The following is an 18,266-nucleotide window of genomic DNA, read 5'->3' as shown; positions in this document are numbered from 1 at the left end:
TCATACTTAGATTCGCCAATATCTTTCAATTTCTGTAACTTCTGATCTGCACTTCTATATTGACCAGAAGTCTCTTTCTTATATTATTCGGGAAGCCGGAAACCAGCTACAGAGTGTTGAAGTTCATCAGCCATATCTGCCAGTGAGCCAATTGACACAGCCGTCTGATTGGTTCCATCTGCAGTCTGGGTAGTAATCTCCTGAATAACATTCATGGTGTCATTAACCCGTTCGGCTTCAGATGATTGATGCTGAGCCGCACTGGAAACCAACTGAATTCTGTCGGAGATCTTATTGGAAACCGTCTCAATCTCTCTCAGGGCATCGCCGGCATCCTCTGCCAGCTTAGCTCCTGCAACCACCTCGGTCGTGGTCGCCTCCATGGAACTTACCGCTCCATTGGTATCAGCCTGAATGGTCTTGACCAGTGCTTCGATCTGTTTCGTTGCATTACTTGACCGCTCAGCCAACCGCTGCACCTCATCTGCAACCACCGCAAATCCACGCCCCGCCTCACCAGCCATTGCCGCCTGCATGGCAGCATTCAAAGCCAGAATATTGGTTTGATCCGCAATGTCATCAATCAGCTCAACAATATCGCCAATCTCCTGGGAACTCTCGCCCAGGCGCTTGATACGCTTGGAAGTCTCCTGAATCTGCTCCCGGATAGTGTCCATGCCCCGGATAGTTTTGCGTACGGTGGCGGCACCCTTGCCAGCAATATCCACCGAACGCTGGGCTATTTCCGCCGATTCGGTTGCATCCAGAGACATCTGGTCAATCGTCTCCCCCATTGACTTGATTGAGCCTGTTGCAGTAGAAATCCGCTCTGCCTGATGTTCACTCGCCTCGGCGAGATGCATGGCAGAGGCACGACTCTCCTGAGCCGAAGTCGAAACTTTGGCAGAAATTTCATTAATGGTCGTTACCAGGTTGCGTAGGGCTTCGATAGCGTAGTTGATAGAGTCCGCTATGGCCCCCGTCACATCCTCGGTGACGGTTACTGTTACTGTCAGATCGCCATCGGCCAAATCGCCCATTTCATCCAGCAATCGCAAAATAGCCTGCTGATTCCTCTCATTCTGCTGTCTGCTCTCCTCTTCGCGCCGTTTTGAAGCAAGCAGCAGAGCATAACCCAAGGAGACAAGTAGAATAATGAAGACAGCGCCCAGTATACTAAGCATCACCGGACCAGCCTTGATACCCGCTATCGAGACCAGTCCCGGATTTTTTTCATAAGCTTTAACCAACGCCAGGGCCCGCTCATTGACCTTATCGGAAATACCCGTCACCTGTGAGGCGGCCTCAAAGGCGGGCAACACCGCAGGCACCTCCTGGATAATCTCTTCGACATGATCATTGATCGAATTGAAGAGCACGGCCACTTCCTGAAGCCTGTTCAGGGCCTCATCATTGCCAATTTTTTCAATCCCGAGAGAGCGGCGCCCCTCCAGCATGCCATCAAGTACGCGGCCAAAACGGTCAGCATCACTGCTAAACTGGTCAATCACAGCGGCCGTTGCCTGGCCGCCAGCCAGAACTTTGGTTACATTCTTATCGATGCGTTCTGCCAGCATCAGCTGGCGCGAAGCAATCGATATCTGTTTAGGTGTTGCATTGTCCCTTACCAGAACAGAGGCCACCTGCTGTGAAAGTTCCTGCAGTTGTGGTACAAGTTCGGTGATCACATTGACGGATTCGCGTACTGAGAGAATTGACTCCTTGCTTGAAAGAATGTCCTCTGCATTCTGTCGTAACTCCAGCCAACTGTTGTCTACCAGTTTCAGCTGTTTGCTAGCAGAGGCCGGAGAAGGCGGAAGCCCCATACCGGGCACACCTTTTTTTATCTCGGTAATCAAGCGTTCAAATGAATCGCGCGAGGTCTTAAGCTGGCCAAGGGCTCGTTGATCACCCGCAGCTCCCGTCAGAGCGTACTCCGCAATCTCCAACGCAGTCACCCGCATTTCACCAGATCGCACCAGGTAGGCTGCATTGTTCGAGGTCCATTTTGACATATGAACAAAGGTCATCATAGCCAGCACAAGGGTGACCAGCAATCCGACAGATAACAGCACTACAATCATATTGGGAGCAGAACCTTCCTTATTCACAGACCTTCTTTTCATTACAGTCCCTCTCCCGAAAAAACTAAATATTGTCGCCGCTAAACTGCTCTCGCTTGTCATTGCCTTTAAATCAACTGGCCGCCACCCGAAAGCCTGAACTCTCAGCCAATATATTTATGCTGAATACCGGCAAAATACTCCCATCCACCTCATAGGCTTGTTGAACATATTGTTTGATAGCTTCAGGAAGTGAAGATGGCTGGACAGCCTGCTCGTCTGAAAAATGGCGCATACCCTGAATCTTTCCAACCAGTAGCCCGGCGAAAAGCCCCTGATGATTGACGACAAACACCCGGCTACGTCGTCCAATAGTCGTTGATGTGCCGCCAAGAAACAGTTGCAGATCGATAATCGGCAACAGGTTGCCGCGAATATTGGCAATGCCTAACATCCAGTTCTTTGTTCCAGGAACTTTTGTCAGTGCCGAGGGACAAGCGAGTATCTCCTTTACTTCATGCAAAGGGGCTATTGCACTACTCCCTGCTGCCATAAACAGAACGCCTTCCCAAAAATGCTTATCCTCTTCTTCCTGAGGCAAGCCTGCCACAAACTGCCGACTCCTTTTCTCTATATCCCGCAATAGCCGGATAACGTCATCTGCTGTCTCTATTGTCATGTTATCAGCCGTTCAGTACGCTTTTTATTTTACCCAGCAACTCTTTCGATGCCACAGGCTTGACCACGTATTCTTTGGCGCCTTGCCGCAGTCCCCAGGCTCTGTCAGTCTCCTGACCTTTGGTTGTCACCAGAATAACCGGGATAGCCGCAGTTTCCTGAGCCCTGTTGAGCTGCCTCGTTGCCTGAAAGCCGTTTAAACCGGGCATGACAACGTCCATTAGTATCAGGTCGGGATGGGAACGCTTCGCCTCTTCAATGCCGGACTCGCCATCTCTTGCTGAAATAACGCTATAGCCACCTTTCTCAATAATCCCCTTGAGAATGTGTATTTCTGTGGGTGAATCGTCCACCACAAGGATCGTCCTACCCATAACTGGCTCTGCGGAGGATGCCTTGTTCCTCCTTAAAAAACTTCTCATAGTCTCTACTTACCCCCTCAGTCAACAATTTTCAATGGCTGTGGGCATCATGCTGCATACCGTACATGTGCACGGATAGCACTCAGAAGTTCATCCTTTGTAAAGGGCTTTGTGAGATACTGCTCCGAGCCTACGATTCTTCCACGCGCCCGATCAAACAGGCTATCTTTGGAAGAAAGCATAATGACTGGCGTATCTTTAAAATCACTATTGCTCTTGATCAATGAACAGGTCTGATAACCATCAAGCCGTGGCATCATGATATCGACAAATATGACATCGGGATGGCTATCGGCAATGATCGATAATGCCTCAAACCCATCCGTCGCCGTCAGCACATTACAGCCTGCTTTTTTCAACAGGCTCTCAGCAGTCCTGCGAATTGTCTTGCTGTCATCGATCACCATCACCTTTAAACCGGAGATGTCGGTATCGAAATTTTCACTCATTACCAGACTTCCTCTTCTGTTTTTTTCAACATCTGCCAAATGCGCCTATCTTCTGAATGGGCGCACGGATCACTCAACTCTCAGGCAGCACCGTTGTCAATCCGAGCAGCTGCCACATCATCATTCCACCGCGATAGTAACCGATCTTCTCAGCGGGATAACCTGCCTTAAGCAACCCCCGTATCGCCCGGGGTGACTGACCGCAAGTAGGGCCATTGCACCAAAGAATCAGCTCTTTGCACTGACTGAAATCCCAGGTCGAGGTCTTGTTGCGTCCATCCAATACGCCCCACTCTTCAAGCTTAAGCACCGCGGCACCAACATCCTTCCGCTGCTTGACGCCAAAGGACTCAATCACCTCTTCCATTTCCAGATCACCGATATCTTTACTCAAAATGGTGAAGGGAATATTGACAGAGCCCGGAATGGTTCCTTGGCCATACCAGCCAACTGTCCGCGCATCGATCAGTACACCGGTACCCTCGCGCAGTTGATTCTCCATAAAATCGAACAGTTCGATCTCTCCAACGGTTTTTACCCGGGGATCTGCGAGAATCGGCTTAATACAAAACGGCGGGCATTTTCGTATCGTCTTGGCAAAATAACCGCGAAACTGATAGTCAGGATCCTCTACCCGATGGACCTTGACCGAACGTCCTTGATGTATCACATGCAGATAGGGTTTCCCTTTGTAGAGGGGGAAAAGCGACGATTCATCATCGGAAGCGGGCACCTCTTCCGCTGATATCGCAAAGCCACTGCCGATGGTTAGCAAAAACAATAGAATGGCAAGCAAACTGCTATAGAAATTCATTCACACCCTCTCCTTTAATAATGCACGGGGAGACAGCACCTGGAACCCGCTCAAACTAGAGAGTCCGCCTCCTGACTGAATCCACCCAGTATATAAATAATCCAGGCAGATCAAGCCTTAATCATCGGCGCAAAAAACGATTCATGATTTTTTCCCGCACCTCTGAGATAGTAGCTCCCCGACGATACTCCTGGTATACCTCTTCCTGACTCCGCCGCTGCAGTTTCCCGTAAAATACAGCACTACCGGTATAGCGTTCCTGCAATTCCACCTCAAATGTATCCATCGACAGATCTGGACTGAATCCCTCACCAGAACCCATAGCGGTCACCTTGTTTGAGGTATCTTGAGCATCGGGAACACTGTCACTTGGAGGCGATTTGCGCTGAACTTTCTGCACCTCGAGACTTAAAGCCTTCAGATAGTCATCCTCTTCAGATGCAATCACAGAGACCGGGATCACAAAACAAGCAAATGCCAGACAAAAAAGGCAAAATGAAGGCACCGCAATTGGCAGTGATTGCCAGCACACTCTAGTAATCATCGATAAATCAGCCTCCTCTGCCCCAGTTTTTCTATTTACGCTTGGGGGTACTCACGGCGCCAGCTTGGGCACTCTGAACAGATCTGTGTATTAACTGTATCGGCAGCACTTATAGGGACATGATGCCTGTTAATTCTAGCGCCGACAAATCCTTTCGCCTCAGGTATCATTGCTCCATGACCATTTCTATCGGAGTAGTAATGGACTCGATAGGGTTCATCAACATCAAGAAAGACAGCACCTTTGCCATGATGCTGGAGGCTCAGGCCCGAGGCTGGGAGCTCTATTACATGGAGCAGGGCGACCTGTTTCTCTGTGACGACAGAGCCTATGCGCGCATGCGCAGACTCCGGGTGGAAGAAAATCCCCAGACATGGTTTCAGTTTCTGGGCGACGAAGCAGCCCCGCTGGATGAACTGGATGCAATCCTGATGCGCAAGGACCCACCTTTTGACATGGAGTATGTCTACACCACCTATCTGCTGGAGAAGGCAGAAGAGCGCGGCGTCCTCGTCGTCAATAGCCCCTCAAGCCTGAGGGACTGCAACGAGAAACTCTTTACTGCCTGGTTCCCCCAGTGCTGCACCCCCACTCTGGTGACCAGAAGTCATCACAGAATCCTTGCCTTTATGGAGGAGCATAGAGACATCATTCTGAAGCCTTTAGGTGGGATGGGCGGCACCTCCATCTTCAGAGCGAGAGAGGGTGACCCGAATATCAACGTGATTATTGAAACACTGACCAATAACGGTAAGCACTATGCCATGGCTCAGAAATTTGTACCTGAAATCAGTCAGGGTGATAAACGCATCCTGATGATCGATGGAGAACCCGTCCCCTACGTACTTGCCCGTATTCCGAAAAAAGGCGAAACCAGAGGCAATCTTGCCGTCGGAGGCCGGGGCGAGGGGCGCCCGCTTTCAGACCAGGATCGCTGGATCTCCCTCCAGGTAGGCCCCGCCCTTAAAAAACGCGGCATTCTATTCGCAGGGCTAGATGTCATAGGTGATTACCTGACAGAGATAAACGTAACCAGCCCAACTTGCATCCGGGAACTTGACGCTCAATTCGGCCTCAACATCAGCGCAGACCTGCTGGACAAAATTGAAGAGAAACTCGACGTATGAAACAGGCAGTTCCATCGCTGCTGCTGGCAGTCGCCAGCCTGTTTCTCCTCATCGGTTGCGAACAGAACCAGCCGGTTCATACCACTCAATTTCTCGCTTTTGGCACTCTCGTCGACCTGACCATTGCAGGAACTACCCGGGACCGGTCAGAAACGGCTACCGAGGTTATTGAGAAAGACTTTCAGCAGATGCATCGATCCTGGCATGCGTGGGATCCGGGTCCACTAGGGAGGGTAAATCGACTGATTCAGACGGAAAAACCCTTTTCTGTGCCACCCTCGGTGCTCCCATTAATCCGGCGCGGACAGGCACTCTCAGACCAGAGTGACCATCTCTTCAATCCAGCCATCGGCCGACTGATCGATGCCTGGGGCTTTCATAGTGACGACCCGGATGACCACCAACCCCCCGCTCCCGAACTGATTGCTACCCTATTGAAAAGCAATCCAAGAATGGATGATCTGAAACTCGCCGGGATACAAATAAACAGCGAAAATCCCTCCGTCAAACTGGACTTTGGGGCATTCGGAAAAGGCTACGGAATCGACATGGCAATTCAGCATCTACAAGAAATGGGAATAGAAAATGCCATTCTCAACGCAGGAGGCGACCTGCGTGCCATCGGCTCCCGCAACGGCACCCCCTGGCGTATCGCCATTCGACATCCCAGCGGCAAAGGGGTGACTGCCTCGATTCAGACCCACGGCAATGAAAGCATCTTCACCTCTGGTGATTATGAGCGTAACTTCATCTGGAAAGGGAAACGATACCATCACATCATCGACCCACGGACCGGCTACCCGGCTATCGGCACCGCATCAGTCACTGTCATCCATAGTGACTCAACCATTGCAGATGCCGCCGCCACCGCCCTGTTTATCGCCGGTCCTGACCAGTGGCACAAAATTGCGCAGCAGATGGGAATTCACTACGTACTGCTGATCGATTCAGCAGGCCGACTGCATATGAATCCGGCGATGAAAAAACGTCTGGAACTGCTTGATGAGACCCGGGATATCATCATCAGCCCCCCGCTCACGATAACGATGCATGAGTCAGCTGAGCGGATTTCATGAGTGCTGCAGCCAGCATCTCCCCGGCGGACCGTTTTGGGCTTACCCTCTTCGTCACCATTGTCTTTCATACCACCCTTATTCTCGGCATCAGCTTTAACCTGGAGGAGCCGAAAAAAAAGCCCCCAGCGGACAAAACCCTGGAGATCATGATTGTTCAGCACCCCAAAAAAGCTGAAGAGCCGGAGAAGGTGGATTTCCTCGCCCAGACCTCACAGTCAGGGGGGGGTAAGCAGCAGGAGAAGATTCGTCCTAAAACAGTGGACGTACCATCGACACTAACATCGGCCCCGGTTGAGCGGAATCTACCGGTAACACCGCCAACACCTGCACCGGAGAAGAAAAAACCGAAAAAAGTGCTTACCAAGAAGGCACTAGCGAAAAAAAAGATAACCGTTGAGCCGAAAAAAAAGCCATCACTACCGAAAAAAGTAAAAGTGACAGTAGCCCAGCTTCTAACGAGTTCAAACCAAGAAATTATTAGGCTAACAGCTGAACTGGACAGAAAAACCAAGGCCTACGCCAAGCGCCCCCGCAAAAAATTTATTACTGCCAGCACACAAGAGTACAAATATGCCAATTATCAGGCTGCTTGGCGCCGCAAGGTTGAGCGTATCGGCAACCTCAACTACCCGGACGATGCCCGGCGTAGAAAGCTCTATGGCAATCTTGTCCTGCAGGTGATGATCCAGCAGGACGGACAAGTAAGATCCGTTAGTATAAGAAAAACTTCCGGCTATAAGCTTTTGGATACCGCCGCCATACGTATCGTCAAACTTTCAGCTCCCTTTGCACCCTTTCCGGCAGAGATTAGGGAAGAGACAAATATTATTGTAATCACCCGGGTCTGGCAGTTTCTCGGTACCAACCGGCTGTTTTCAAAACAAGGGAACCTCTAAAAGCCCGACAAAGGCCAATAGTCTCTAGCAAATCTGGAGAGCCCGGTATCTTCATGCTCAATTTTTCTGACAACATCCATGTCCATTACCCCGCTTCATCCGGCCAGCCACACCAATCGACGCATGTTGTACACCAAATTCATCATACCAATCTTCACGCCGACCCTGACTTGCCCGATGCTACGCGCTAGTCGATTGGCCTGCTGGGCAAACACGTGCTCAACTCGAGCCCGAACTCTTGATCGTTTTCGGTTTGCCTCTTGCTCCCGTTCATTCAAAGGGCGTTTGCGTGTCGACTTGCGATGAATCTGACTGCGGTAAGCAAAATCAGCCCAGACACTGCCATTACTGTTGCTCTCATCCAGCAGTTCCTCAAAGACCTGACTATCATGGACTTCAGCTGATGTGATGGCGTACTTGCGAATGACCTTGTGCTTCCGGTCTATGCTGATGTGGTTTTTGTACCCATAGTGGGTTTTGCCATGCTTCATGGTCCAGTGGGCTTCAACATTCTTCTGGCGGCGTTTGTTATCACCCCATGTCTCAGGGTTGTCTCCGGCTTTGATCTGCCTATTTTCCTCTCGTGTATTACGTTGATTGGGTACTGGTGGAGCGATAGCGGCATCTACAATCTGCCCCTTGCGAACACTGAAGCCTGCTGCATCAATTTGGATCAACAGCTCTGAAAAGAGTTTACCAACAAGGCCCCGTTCTTTCAGGCGCTCACGATATACCCGAACTGTTTTAGCATCGGGTACCTTAGCCTCCGGGCTCAACCCAAGAAAACGACAAAAGCTATAGCGATCCTGTATTTGGAACTCTGTTTGATCACCGGACAGATTGAACAAATGCTGTAGGACCAACACCTTGAACATCAGTACCCCATCGTAAGGTGGACGCCACCTTTACTGGTATCACTATTTTTATAAACTGAGCCCAACAATACCCGAAAAGCCTCCCAGTCTATGGTCCTTTCCAGCTTTGGCCGCGGATCTCCCTGTTGCTCAAGAAGTTCAAGTCGGTCTTGATGATCAAAAAAAACCGGTTGCATGGCTTTTATCAATGATTGTTTGAGTTGGTTACTATAATATCGCTTGTATGGGAAGATTTTTAGAGGCTCCCTTAATCCTCTAGTCGTTCGACATCCTCGCTGTTTTCTCAACAGCGCCCTGCTGCTGGTTTGCGAGAAGGCATAAATTTTGTGCACACTTAGCGGGCCTATCGCTCAGTTACAGCCCGGGTTAGCAAGATAAGGTTGCGGTGATATCATCAGCACCCGATACTATGGGGTATGAATAAAGGTACGAGCCTGACCAACAACCTACTCATCGCCATGCCGGGGCTGGATGATGCAAATTTCCATCATACTGTCACCTATATCTGCGAACATGATGAGAAGGGCGCAATGGGCATTGTGATCAACCGGGCTTCCAGCCTCAATCTCAACAATATGCTGGGACAGCTGGATATCGACAATGAAAATACGGCGTTTGGCGAACAAACTATCTATGCGGGCGGGCCGGTGCAAACGGAGCACGGGTTCGTGCTGCACACTATCGGCAAGGTGTGGGACTCAACCCTGCAGATCACGCCCACCACCAGCATCACCACGTCCAGAGATATTCTACAGGCCATCGCCCGCGGCGAAGGCCCGGAAAAAAGTCTGATCGCACTAGGCTATGCCGGCTGGGGTGGTGGACAACTGGAAGATGAGCTGAGCGCCAACGCCTGGCTGAATGGTCCGGCAACAAAGGCGATCCTCTTCGACCTGCCAGCAAACGAACGCTGGAAAGCTTCAGCCCAAGCCCTCGGCGTCGATATTACACTGCTTTCCAGCGATGCAGGGCATGCTTGATGGCGAGCTTGATGGGATTTGACTACGGCACAGCGAAGATCGGCATTGCCATCGGACAAACAGTGACGGGGACAGCCACCCCACTAACCACCCTGAGAGCAGTTCATCAAAAGCCTGATTGGGAAAGCATCAGCAAACTGATCAAGGAGTGGCTTCCCGAGGCGCTGGTAGTGGGACTGCCATACGACCTGGACGATAGCGAGGCGGAAATTGCAGGCCGTGCTCGCCGCTTTGCCCGGCAGCTGGAGGGACGCTACCACCTGCCTGTGCATATGGCCGATGAGCGACTGACCTCAATGATTGCCCGTCAGCAATTGGACCGTGCACCAAAAAACTTTGAAGAACTCGATGCCATCGCGGCTAAGCTGATTTTGGAAACTTGGTTAAGTGAACGAAAATAAAATCTATCTGCAGGCTGCTGATATCGATGGCCTGATCAATGAGATGGCACAGGCCATCAAAACCCGCCTGGAGCTGCAACAGATCACTGACCCGGTAATGGTCGGCATCCATACCGGCGGAGCCTGGTTGGCTGAACGCCTGCATCAGCAGTTGAGAATAGCAGAGCCACTCGGCACCCTGGACATCTCTTTTTACCGCGATGACTTTACCCGCATCGGCATGAACCCCCAGGTCAAACCGTCGCAGATTCCATTCTCAGTGGATGGACGTCACATCATCCTGGTGGATGATGTCCTCCAGACCGGCCGCACCATCCGGGCTGCAATGAATGAGATATTTGATTATGGACGGCCTGCCTCCATTACCTTGACCACCCTAATTGAACGCAGTGGACGGGAGCTGCCGATTCAGCCGGGGGTTGTCGGCGCGAGGCCACCCCTGAAGCCGGAACAACACATCACCCTGATCGGCCCGGCCCCGCTGGAACTGGTTATTGGCCAATCAAAACAGAAAGCCAGAGATATGAGTCAGGAGTAACCGTGAATAATCCAGGCATCCAACTCAATCACCAGGGAAAGCTGAAACACTTTCTCACCATAGACGGACTTAGCCGGACACTACTGACCGAAATACTGAACGCGGCCGAATCGTTTACCGGCATTTCTGAACGAACGGTTAAAAAGGTACCTCTCTTGCGCGGCAAGACCATCTGCAATCTCTTCTTCGAAAACAGCACCCGTACCCGGACCACGTTTGAAGTGGCGGCCAAAAGACTGTCAGCCGATGTCATCAACCTCAATATCAGCACTTCAGCCACAAGCAAAGGTGAAAGCCTGCTCGACACCCTACACAATCTGGAAGCGATGCACGTGGATATGTTTGTGGTGCGGCATGCAGACAGCGGAGCCGCACATTTTATTACCCGCCACGCCGCCCCTCATGTCTGCATAATCAATGCCGGTGACGGACAACATGCCCATCCGACCCAGGCGATGCTGGATATGTTTACCATACGGCGCCACAAAGGCGACTTTACCGGTCTGCGGGTAGCCATTGTCGGCGATGTACTCCACTCCCGCGTGGCACGCTCGCAGATTCTTGCGCTGAATACGCTGGGAACGTTAGAAGTACGAATCATCGCCCCCAGAACTCTGTTACCGACCGATGCACGCACCATGGGCGTCCATGTCTACCACGACCTGGAGTCCGGCATTCGGGATGTCGATGTCATTATCATGCTGCGACTGCAGAAAGAGCGCATGCAGGGCACCCTTCTCCCCAGCGAGCATGAGTATTTTCGCCTCTACGGCTTGACGGAGGAGAGACTCCAGGTAGCCGACAGCGATGTCATTGTCATGCACCCGGGCCCGATCAACAGAGGGGTCGAGATCGACTCCCAGGTAGTTGACGGACCCAGATCCGTGATCCTGCAGCAGGTGAGTTTTGGCATTGCCACCCGCATGGCAGTAATGTCCATGGTCATGGGCACTCAAGCCCAGGAAGGATCGGCACAATGAATCCACACCGCAGCATTCTTATCTCAAACGGCCGCCTGATCGATCCTGCCAACAACATTGATGACATCTGCGACCTCTATGTAATTAATGGAAAAATTGCCGCCATCGGAAAAGCCTCGGCAGAATTCAGTCCGGACAGGACCATTGATGCCACCGGACAGGTAGTCTGTCCCGGGCTGGTGGATCTCAGCGCCCGGCTGCGCGAACCGGGACAAGAGCATAAAGCGACGATTGCCAGTGAGACAGCTGCCGCGGCTAAAGGCGGTATCACCACACTCTGCTGCCCACCTGACACAGACCCGGTAATTGACACACCAGCGGTTGTCGCATTGATGCTCAGGCGGGCCAAGCAGGCTGGAAACGCCAGAGTTTTGACCATTGGCGCCCTTACTCAGGGATTAGACGGGAGGAAACTCAGCGAAATGTCCGCCCTGCAGCAGGCCGGATGCGTTGCTCTTGGCAACGGTGATATCCCCTTGGCAAATACACTGGTAGAGCGCCGCGCCATGGAGTACGCGGCAACATTTGGCATTATTACGTTTCTGCGCCCGGAAGATCCTGATCTGAAGAACAGCGGGTGCGCCCATGAGGGGCAGGTCAGCTCCCGGCTCGGCCTGCCCGGGATCCCGGAAGCGGCGGAGTCCGTCGCTGTGGCACGTGATCTCACCCTGGCGGAGCACACCGGCTGCCGTATCCATTTTCATACGCTCTCCAGTGGCACAGCCACCCGCCTGATTGAGCAATCCCAGCAACACTTGCCAGTCTCTGCAGACGTGGCTGCCCATCAACTGCATCTGACAGAAATGGATATTGAGGGCTTTGACAGCAATTGCCATCTAAGCCCACCGCTGCGTAGTCTGACCGACCGCAACACCCTGCGTGAGGCCATCGCCAAAGGCGTGATCAGCGCTATCTGCTCTGACCACCAGCCCCACGAGACAGATGCAAAGGAGGCCCCTTTCCCGGCCACAGCACCCGGTATCTCCGGGGTTGAAACACTCTTGCCACTGACACTGAAGCTGGTCCAAGAGAGTGTACTTACTCTGGCCCGAGCCATTGCCAGGGTAACCAGCGGCCCTGCTGAAATCCTCGGACTTCCCTATGGCAGGCTCGACCCCGGAAACAGTGCCGATATCTGCATCTTTGATCCACAACAGCATTGGGAGTTTAAACAGAGCGAGATGCTGAGCGCAGGACACAACACCCCTTTTCTTGGATGGGAGTTCACCGGCCAAGTAACCCATACCCTGTTCGAGGGCAAAATAGTCTATGAGAGGGGAAAGAGTAACCACTCCGGCTAAATTGGGCGGTGAGTTGTGTAACTAATGTCCGTCCGGAAATCTATAACTCACCACGAAAGCCACGAAAGCCACGAAAGCCACGAAAGCCACGAAAGCCACGAAAGCCACGAAAAGAGTAAATTGATTAACAAAAGAAGGAGCTGTCCTAGATAAATAAATTATTTTAGGATGGCAAAGTGAGAAAGAGCAGATTAAATAGGTACAAGCAAACGTTGGCTAATGGAGTTATTCGTAACGGGTACAACAGCACGAACGGCCGCCTCTTTAGTTGGCGTCAATAAAACAACGGCGGGACATTACTTTCACCGAATTAGTCGACCCTAAAATATTCATAACGCAATGATTTATATAAAATAAGCGTCTAAATTTGATAAAATAAACGTCCGTGAAAGGGGTAAAAGCAGAGAAAAACTGGACGAAACAGAGGTGGATAATTGAGCAAACCGCAAGACAGCCAATCCCAACCAGCAAAGTTTCCTGCACCAGAACTTACTGGATCAGCTGAACCCCAAGCATCCACTTTTGCTACTGGCCAGACAGATAGACTGGTCATATTTTGATGCTGAATTTGCCCCGCTTTATTCTCATCTTGGAAAGCCCTCAAAACCCATCCGCCTAATGGAGGGCCTCTCGATACTCAAGCATCTGGAAGACCTCAGTGACGAGGTTCTGATTCAACGCTGGATACAAAATCCCTACTACCCGAGTTTTACGGGTGAGATCGAATTCCAATGGCAACTTCCTTGTGACCCCTCCGACCTGACTTACTTCAGAAAGCGTATTGGCAAAGAAGGTTTTGAAAAGGTCCTGGCTGCCTCTATCGCCTTACATCAAGAAAAGGCGATCGAAGATAAAATGTGTATCGACACTACCGTACAAGAGAAAAACATTACCTTTCCAACTGATGCAAAGCAGTACCGAAAGATACACGGGCAGTTACTCAAGATGGCCCGAGCAGAAGGTATCGTGCTCAGTCGAAGCCATGAGAAGGAAGTAAAAATTCTCAAGCTCCCCACCCGATTTGCCACACATCCGAGGAATCGTAAAAAGGCACGTAAGGCCGTCAAGCGATTAAAGACCATCAGCGGCCGATTACTGCGTGAAATACAGCGTAAGATGACCGGAGAACAACAGAAATTCTATGCAGAAAAGTTCGCCCTGTACCAGCGCATGCTGAATCAGAAGCGTGCTGATAAAAACAAGTTGTACAGCCTACATGAATCTCATGTTTACTGTATGAGCAAAGGCAAGGCCCAGCAGCGTTATGAGTTTGGCACCAAGGCATCAATCACCACCACAAGGGACGCGGGCATTGTGATTGGTGCCCTGGCTTTTGAGAAGAATGTATTTGATGGTCACACCGTACCTGAGGTCTTGGCACAGGTGAAACGTCTCATCAATCGAGTACCCAAAGTGGGTATTGCTGATCGAGGTTATCGGGGCAAATCAAAGGTTAATGACACCCAGATAGTAACGCCAAAGCCTGCTAGGAAGAATACCTCAGAAGAAGCCATGGCATTAGCCAGAAAACGTTTCAGAAAACGAGCTGGCATTGAGCCTGTGGTCACTTAAAGAGTGACCACAGGCTAAAAAGGAACTTTCTTAAAGGCTTTGCCGGGGATCAGATTAACTTGCTTATGGCGGCGGCTGCCTTCAACTTCAGAAAATGGATGAGGGAGGTTCTTTTTGTGCTGAAAAATATCATGTCCATACTGTTGTTCCTGTTTGCAAAACAGAAACAACAGTATTATTAAGTGCCTGGAATGAATATTTCAGGGTCGACTAAGTAGATGGGTTATCTATGACCACAGTGAGCATTTCGGATTGCTGGATAATACCCTCTGAGATAAATATCCGGGAGGAAATATAAATCGGGAAGATCAGGTTTGAAAGGGGAAGAGTCGGGATGGCAAAAGTAAAAACACTTTAGAAATACTAAAACGGGCGAGACCCCTGATTCAGAACAAATCGGGCTGCTGCTCGGCGATGACTACCTCGCGGATTATCCGAAGACAGACCTAAATTCTGTGTAACTGCCTGTCATTAAACCCAAACAAGGGAGAGGACAGACAGCTGATCAACAAGAAAGAGCTCCAGGCGATAGCCCAGGCGACCGCTAATCACATCAAAACTGAAGAAGATCTCAACGAGTTTCGGCCAATGCTGGCCAAAATCACGGTCGAGGCAGCACTCAACGTCGAACTGGATGATCATCTTGACTTTGCCAAACATGAACAGTCCGAAGCGAGTAATAGCCGCAACGGCACTACCAGCAAGACCTTGCAAACGGAAGATGGCCAGTTTGAACAGGATATTCCACGAGAAAGAGTGGGCAGCTTTAAACCCCGGCTGGTTAAAAAGCACCAGCGTCGATTCACCTCAATGCATGACAAGATCCTCTTCCTCATGACGACCCGCGAAATCGTCACGATATTCAAGGAAATGTACGGAGCCGATGTCTCCGCCACACTCATATCCAAAGTTACTGATGCGGTTATCGAGCAGGTTGACGAATGGCAATCTCGTCCCCTGGATGCGATTCAGCCTATTGTTTATCTGGACAGCATTGTCATTAAAATCCGGCAATACAAGAAAGTGATCAACAAAGCAATTTACCCCGCTTTGGGCGTCAACCTGGAAGGCCACAAGGAATTATCGAGGATGTGGCTGTCGGAGAATCAGGGTGCCAAGTTCTGGCTAAACCTACTGCCAGAACTTCAGAATCGCGGTGTAAAGGATATTTTGATTGTCCGTGTCGATGGCTTAAAGGGCTTTCCTGATGCAATTAACACGGCTTTGTATTGTGCATATGCTACGGAACTCGATGAAGTAGCTGCCCTGGAAAGACTACAAGCCTGTGCGGCTGATTTGAAAAAGAGTTACCAGTCCATCACCGGGGAAGAAGCCTTACCGGCGCTGGATAAATTCTCTGACCGATGGGACAACAAACACCCAGGTTAGCCGCTCCTGGAGTGCCTATTGGCAGAATCTCAACACGCTGTTCAACTACCCGGAGGACAGACGAAAAGTGATCTGCACGACCAACGCCATTGAGTCGCTGAACAGCGTCATTCGCAAAGCGATCAAAAAGCAGAAGTTGTTTCCAACCGATGATTCGGCGAAGAAGGTCATCCACATGGCAATCCAGGCCCCATCGAAAAAGTGGACAATGGCCGACCCGTCATTGGGAACCAGCACTGAATAGATTTATGATTGAGTTCGAAGAACGCTTAGCGGTATATATTTAACCTTGGCTGTTACACAGAAAACTTTACAGGCTCGTTATCCGTAGTCTCGGGCGAACCACTTGCAGCGTCATGTTGTATTTTCTGGCGAGTTCGGTTGGGTTGCTGCCTGTAAAGGCCGCCCACAAGCTGTGACCGCGCTCATCTATATCGAAAGCATACCCTTGGGGAAATAGATGTTTTGACCACCCCAAGTGTGGCACATCTTGTCGAGCAAGGCTCGGGCGATCTGGTTAGCTTCATCCTCTGAAAATTTTATCTCAGAAGATAAAATTTCCACAATGTAGTCACTCAGGTCGGCGAGCAAGTCGGATTCCTTGTTTCGTTGCTTTTTCTTCACTGCCATTTCACTCCTGTTCGTGCGGCCCACTGCTTCAACTGCTCGATGACCTGGACTTTTGCGTTGGCAGGCAAAAAATCAGATTTCACCCAGCCTGCACCTGAATGATACCTGCGGGTATGACCCTCCTCCCTGAAAACTGTACCGATCTAAATTAGAGAATTCTGGCGGATCCGTTAAGCTGAAAGCAGGAAGACGAGCCATTCGGATTCGCATTGCGCTAGGCAGAAACGGGAACACGGATTTCAGAGGTCTGTCGCAAGATGGGGATATCGGACGCGACGCTTTATTGGAAAAAGAAGTTTGGAGGTTTAGACGTTTCAGAGCGACGGAGTTTACGTCAACTAGAGGACAAAAATCGTCGTCTATAAAGCAGATGCTTCAGGATATCGTGCGAAAAAAGCGCCGAAGGCTGCCAAGCGTCGACGTTTGATTATTTTTCTTCAGGACAGTTACCGGGTTAGCAACCGCCGGGCCTGTACAGTCATTCAGATGAGCCGCAGCAATTATAGCTACAAAAACAGGAAGCATGATGATCCGGCTTTACGATCCCGGATATGCGAAATTGCCAAAGACCGTGTTCGTTATGGCTATCAACGCATTCACATTCTATTGCAGCGTGAAGGCTGGCGGATAAATCATAAGCGTGTGTTGCGCATATATCGTGAGGAGGGCCTGAATCTAAGGCGCAAACGACCAAGGCGTCGAGTTGCCGCTGCACACCGGATGGACAGGCCGGAGCTCTCTCATATTGATCAGTGCTGGAATATAGATTTTGCCGCCGATCAACTGTTCAATGGGCGACGAATCAGAGCGTTAACTGTGGTCGATGATTTGAGCCGAGAATATGTTGCTATTGCGGTTGATCGTGCTATATAAAGAGGAACAGATTGTAGATGTTATGGAGCAATTACGGCTCTATAATAAGCGTAAGCCCTTGAGGATTCAAGTCGATAATGGCCATGAATTTATTTCGAAGGCCCTTGATCAGTGGGCGTATGAGAATAAAGTAACGTCAGACTTTTCGCGGCAGGGAAAGCCAGCAGATAATGCGTTTATTGAGTCGTTGAATGGGAGTTTTAGGGATGAATATTTAAATACCATTGGTTTTTGTCACTGAAAGATGCGCAAAAAAAGATTGGAGATAGGCCGCGTGCAAACCGGCATATTTGCCTATATCGGTAGTGAGTGTGCGGCTGTGCGCACCATCAATACAACAACCATCACGTTGGGGGATACCGTCCCGGTCGATCATGCTGATGAAACCCGTATCTGGTTCGCAGACAGCTGGCAGGGTATCGATCGCACTGATCGAGTGGGGGGCGTGTAAAACTGCTGCTCTTTTTGAAGGTGCGTGGATGGCAATCTGGCAATAGTGATCCAAAAAATCAGTTAAAACAACTGAACCAATGGGTTAAAGGCAAAGTTAGCTGATTAACTAGGACAGCCCCTAAAAGAATATTCTTCGTGGTGGGGCCGTGTTTCCGGATGATAATCTAGATAACCGGAAACTGATTTAATACCCTGAGATAAATAG

At 50.5% G+C, this 18,266-nt stretch carries 15 protein-coding genes and 6 pseudogenes; 13 read left to right on the top strand and 8 right to left on the bottom strand.

The genetic code is table 11. The features are described from left to right. Positions 1-83: 83 nt before the first annotated feature. From MN084_RS02445 to MN084_RS02420, 6 genes are all read right to left on the bottom strand, one after another. On the bottom strand, positions 84-2,126 hold the full coding sequence (locus MN084_RS02445) for a methyl-accepting chemotaxis protein (protein WP_241084979.1): 2,043 nt from the start codon (positions 2,124-2,126) through the stop codon (positions 84-86). Between the two features lie 70 nt (positions 2,127-2,196). Further along, complete coding sequence (locus tag MN084_RS02440) at positions 2,197-2,742, bottom strand: chemotaxis protein CheW (protein ID WP_241084980.1); 546 nt, start codon at positions 2,740-2,742, stop codon at positions 2,197-2,199. Between the two features lie 4 nt (positions 2,743-2,746). Next, entirely contained in the window at positions 2,747-3,115 is a 369-nt protein-coding gene (locus MN084_RS02435) for a response regulator (protein ID WP_241084981.1), read from the bottom strand. Between the two features lie 95 nt (positions 3,116-3,210). Then, the gene (locus tag MN084_RS02430) at positions 3,211-3,612 is read right to left on the bottom strand and encodes a response regulator (protein WP_241084982.1); all 402 of its coding nucleotides are present in this window, start codon (positions 3,610-3,612) and stop codon (positions 3,211-3,213) included. Positions 3,613-3,685: 73 nt separating this feature from the next. After that, positions 3,686-4,426 carry a rhodanese-like domain-containing protein gene (locus tag MN084_RS02425; RefSeq protein ID WP_241084983.1) on the bottom strand — a complete coding sequence of 247 codons (741 nt, stop codon included), beginning with the start codon at positions 4,424-4,426 and terminating at the stop codon, positions 3,686-3,688. 121 nt (positions 4,427-4,547) lie between these two features. Continuing rightward, positions 4,548-4,874 carry a hypothetical protein gene (locus tag MN084_RS02420; RefSeq protein ID WP_241084984.1) on the bottom strand — a complete coding sequence of 109 codons (327 nt, stop codon included), beginning with the start codon at positions 4,872-4,874 and terminating at the stop codon, positions 4,548-4,550. A 272-nt stretch (positions 4,875-5,146) separates the two neighbouring features. Here MN084_RS02420 and gshB point away from each other — a divergent pair, with 272 nt between their 5' ends. From gshB to MN084_RS02405, 3 genes are read left to right on the top strand one after another with little or no spacing between them, the layout of a single operon-like run. Next, entirely contained in the window at positions 5,147-6,097 is a 951-nt protein-coding gene (gene gshB, locus MN084_RS02415; protein ID WP_241084985.1) for a glutathione synthase, read from the top strand. Next, complete coding sequence (locus MN084_RS02410; protein WP_241084986.1) at positions 6,094-7,173, top strand: FAD:protein FMN transferase; 1,080 nt, start codon at positions 6,094-6,096, stop codon at positions 7,171-7,173. The genes gshB and MN084_RS02410 overlap by 4 nt, the downstream gene beginning before the upstream one ends. Continuing rightward, complete coding sequence (locus MN084_RS02405) at positions 7,170-8,069, top strand: energy transducer TonB (protein WP_241084987.1); 900 nt, start codon at positions 7,170-7,172, stop codon at positions 8,067-8,069. Before MN084_RS02410 ends, MN084_RS02405 begins: the two co-directional genes overlap by 4 nt. Positions 8,070-8,164: 95 nt before the next feature. Here MN084_RS02405 and MN084_RS02400 read toward each other — a convergent pair. After that, a pseudogene (locus tag MN084_RS02400) lies at positions 8,165-9,120 on the bottom strand (IS5 family transposase). 240 nt (positions 9,121-9,360) lie between these two features. Here MN084_RS02400 and MN084_RS02395 point away from each other — a divergent pair. From MN084_RS02395 to MN084_RS02360, 8 genes and pseudogenes are all read left to right on the top strand, one after another. Further along, positions 9,361-9,924, top strand: coding sequence for a YqgE/AlgH family protein (locus MN084_RS02395; protein WP_241084988.1), 564 nt, complete (start codon positions 9,361-9,363; stop codon positions 9,922-9,924). 11 nt (positions 9,925-9,935) lie between these two features. After that, positions 9,936-10,325 carry a Holliday junction resolvase RuvX gene (gene ruvX / locus MN084_RS02390; RefSeq protein ID WP_241084989.1) on the top strand — a complete coding sequence of 130 codons (390 nt, stop codon included), beginning with the start codon at positions 9,936-9,938 and terminating at the stop codon, positions 10,323-10,325. Positions 10,326-10,368: 43 nt separating this feature from the next. Next, the gene (gene pyrR, locus MN084_RS02385; protein ID WP_241086018.1) at positions 10,369-10,863 is read left to right on the top strand and encodes a bifunctional pyr operon transcriptional regulator/uracil phosphoribosyltransferase PyrR; all 495 of its coding nucleotides are present in this window, start codon (positions 10,369-10,371) and stop codon (positions 10,861-10,863) included. Then, a complete protein-coding gene (locus MN084_RS02380; protein ID WP_445083935.1) occupies positions 10,827-11,843 on the top strand; it encodes an aspartate carbamoyltransferase catalytic subunit in 1,017 nt (338 codons plus the stop codon). The genes pyrR and MN084_RS02380 overlap by 37 nt, the downstream gene beginning before the upstream one ends. Beyond that, the gene (locus MN084_RS02375) at positions 11,840-13,144 is read left to right on the top strand and encodes a dihydroorotase (RefSeq protein ID WP_241084991.1); all 1,305 of its coding nucleotides are present in this window, start codon (positions 11,840-11,842) and stop codon (positions 13,142-13,144) included. Before MN084_RS02380 ends, MN084_RS02375 begins: the two co-directional genes overlap by 4 nt. 176 nt (positions 13,145-13,320) lie before the next feature. Beyond that, positions 13,321-13,456, top strand: a pseudogene (locus tag MN084_RS02370) (IS1595 family transposase); the annotation flags it as partial. A 165-nt stretch (positions 13,457-13,621) separates the two neighbouring features. Next, positions 13,622-14,898 (top strand): annotated as a pseudogene (locus tag MN084_RS02365) (IS5 family transposase). A gap of 406 nt (positions 14,899-15,304) precedes the next feature. Next, a pseudogene (locus MN084_RS02360) lies at positions 15,305-16,349 on the top strand (IS256 family transposase). Positions 16,350-16,415: 66 nt separating this feature from the next. On the opposite strand, the pseudogene MN084_RS19130 reads toward MN084_RS02360, so the two are convergent. Next, a pseudogene (locus tag MN084_RS19130) lies at positions 16,416-16,735 on the bottom strand (Mor transcription activator family protein). A gap of 218 nt (positions 16,736-16,953) precedes the next feature. Between MN084_RS19130 and MN084_RS02345 the strand changes: the two are divergent. Further along, positions 16,954-17,869: pseudogene (locus MN084_RS02345) on the top strand (IS3 family transposase); the annotation flags it as partial. A gap of 13 nt (positions 17,870-17,882) precedes the next feature. Continuing rightward, positions 17,883-18,059, top strand: coding sequence for a hypothetical protein (locus tag MN084_RS02340; RefSeq protein ID WP_241084994.1), 177 nt, complete (start codon positions 17,883-17,885; stop codon positions 18,057-18,059). Positions 18,060-18,266 lie beyond the last annotated feature (207 nt).

Source organism: Candidatus Vondammii sp. HM_W22 (assembly GCF_022530855.2).
Lineage (GTDB): Bacteria > Pseudomonadota > Gammaproteobacteria > Chromatiales > Chromatiaceae > Vondammii.
The sequence above is the reverse complement of the archived record's forward strand: the minus strand, read 5'-3'. Positions and strand labels throughout refer to the sequence as shown.

What these genes read in the sequence shown, in the direction of transcription:
- MN084_RS02425 (WP_241084983.1), bottom strand. Translation starts at nt 4,426, where the DNA reads ATGAATTTCTATAGCAGTTTGCTTGCCATTCTATTGTTTTTGCTAACC.
- MN084_RS02430 (WP_241084982.1), bottom strand. Translation starts at nt 3,612, where the DNA reads ATGAGTGAAAATTTCGATACCGACATCTCCGGTTTAAAGGTGATGGTG.
- MN084_RS02435 (WP_241084981.1), bottom strand. Translation starts at nt 3,115, where the DNA reads ATGGGTAGGACGATCCTTGTGGTGGACGATTCACCCACAGAAATACAC.
- MN084_RS02445 (WP_241084979.1), bottom strand. Translation starts at nt 2,126, where the DNA reads ATGAAAAGAAGGTCTGTGAATAAGGAAGGTTCTGCTCCCAATATGATT.
- ruvX (WP_241084989.1), top strand. Translation starts at nt 9,936, where the DNA reads ATGGGATTTGACTACGGCACAGCGAAGATCGGCATTGCCATCGGACAA.
- MN084_RS02410 (WP_241084986.1), top strand. Translation starts at nt 6,094, where the DNA reads ATGAAACAGGCAGTTCCATCGCTGCTGCTGGCAGTCGCCAGCCTGTTT.
- MN084_RS02375 (WP_241084991.1), top strand. Translation starts at nt 11,840, where the DNA reads ATGAATCCACACCGCAGCATTCTTATCTCAAACGGCCGCCTGATCGAT.
- gshB (WP_241084985.1), top strand. Translation starts at nt 5,147, where the DNA reads ATGACCATTTCTATCGGAGTAGTAATGGACTCGATAGGGTTCATCAAC.
- MN084_RS02440 (WP_241084980.1), bottom strand. Translation starts at nt 2,742, where the DNA reads ATGACAATAGAGACAGCAGATGACGTTATCCGGCTATTGCGGGATATA.
- MN084_RS02395 (WP_241084988.1), top strand. Translation starts at nt 9,361, where the DNA reads ATGAATAAAGGTACGAGCCTGACCAACAACCTACTCATCGCCATGCCG.
- pyrR (WP_241086018.1), top strand. Translation starts at nt 10,369, where the DNA reads ATGGCACAGGCCATCAAAACCCGCCTGGAGCTGCAACAGATCACTGAC.
- MN084_RS02405 (WP_241084987.1), top strand. Translation starts at nt 7,170, where the DNA reads ATGAGTGCTGCAGCCAGCATCTCCCCGGCGGACCGTTTTGGGCTTACC.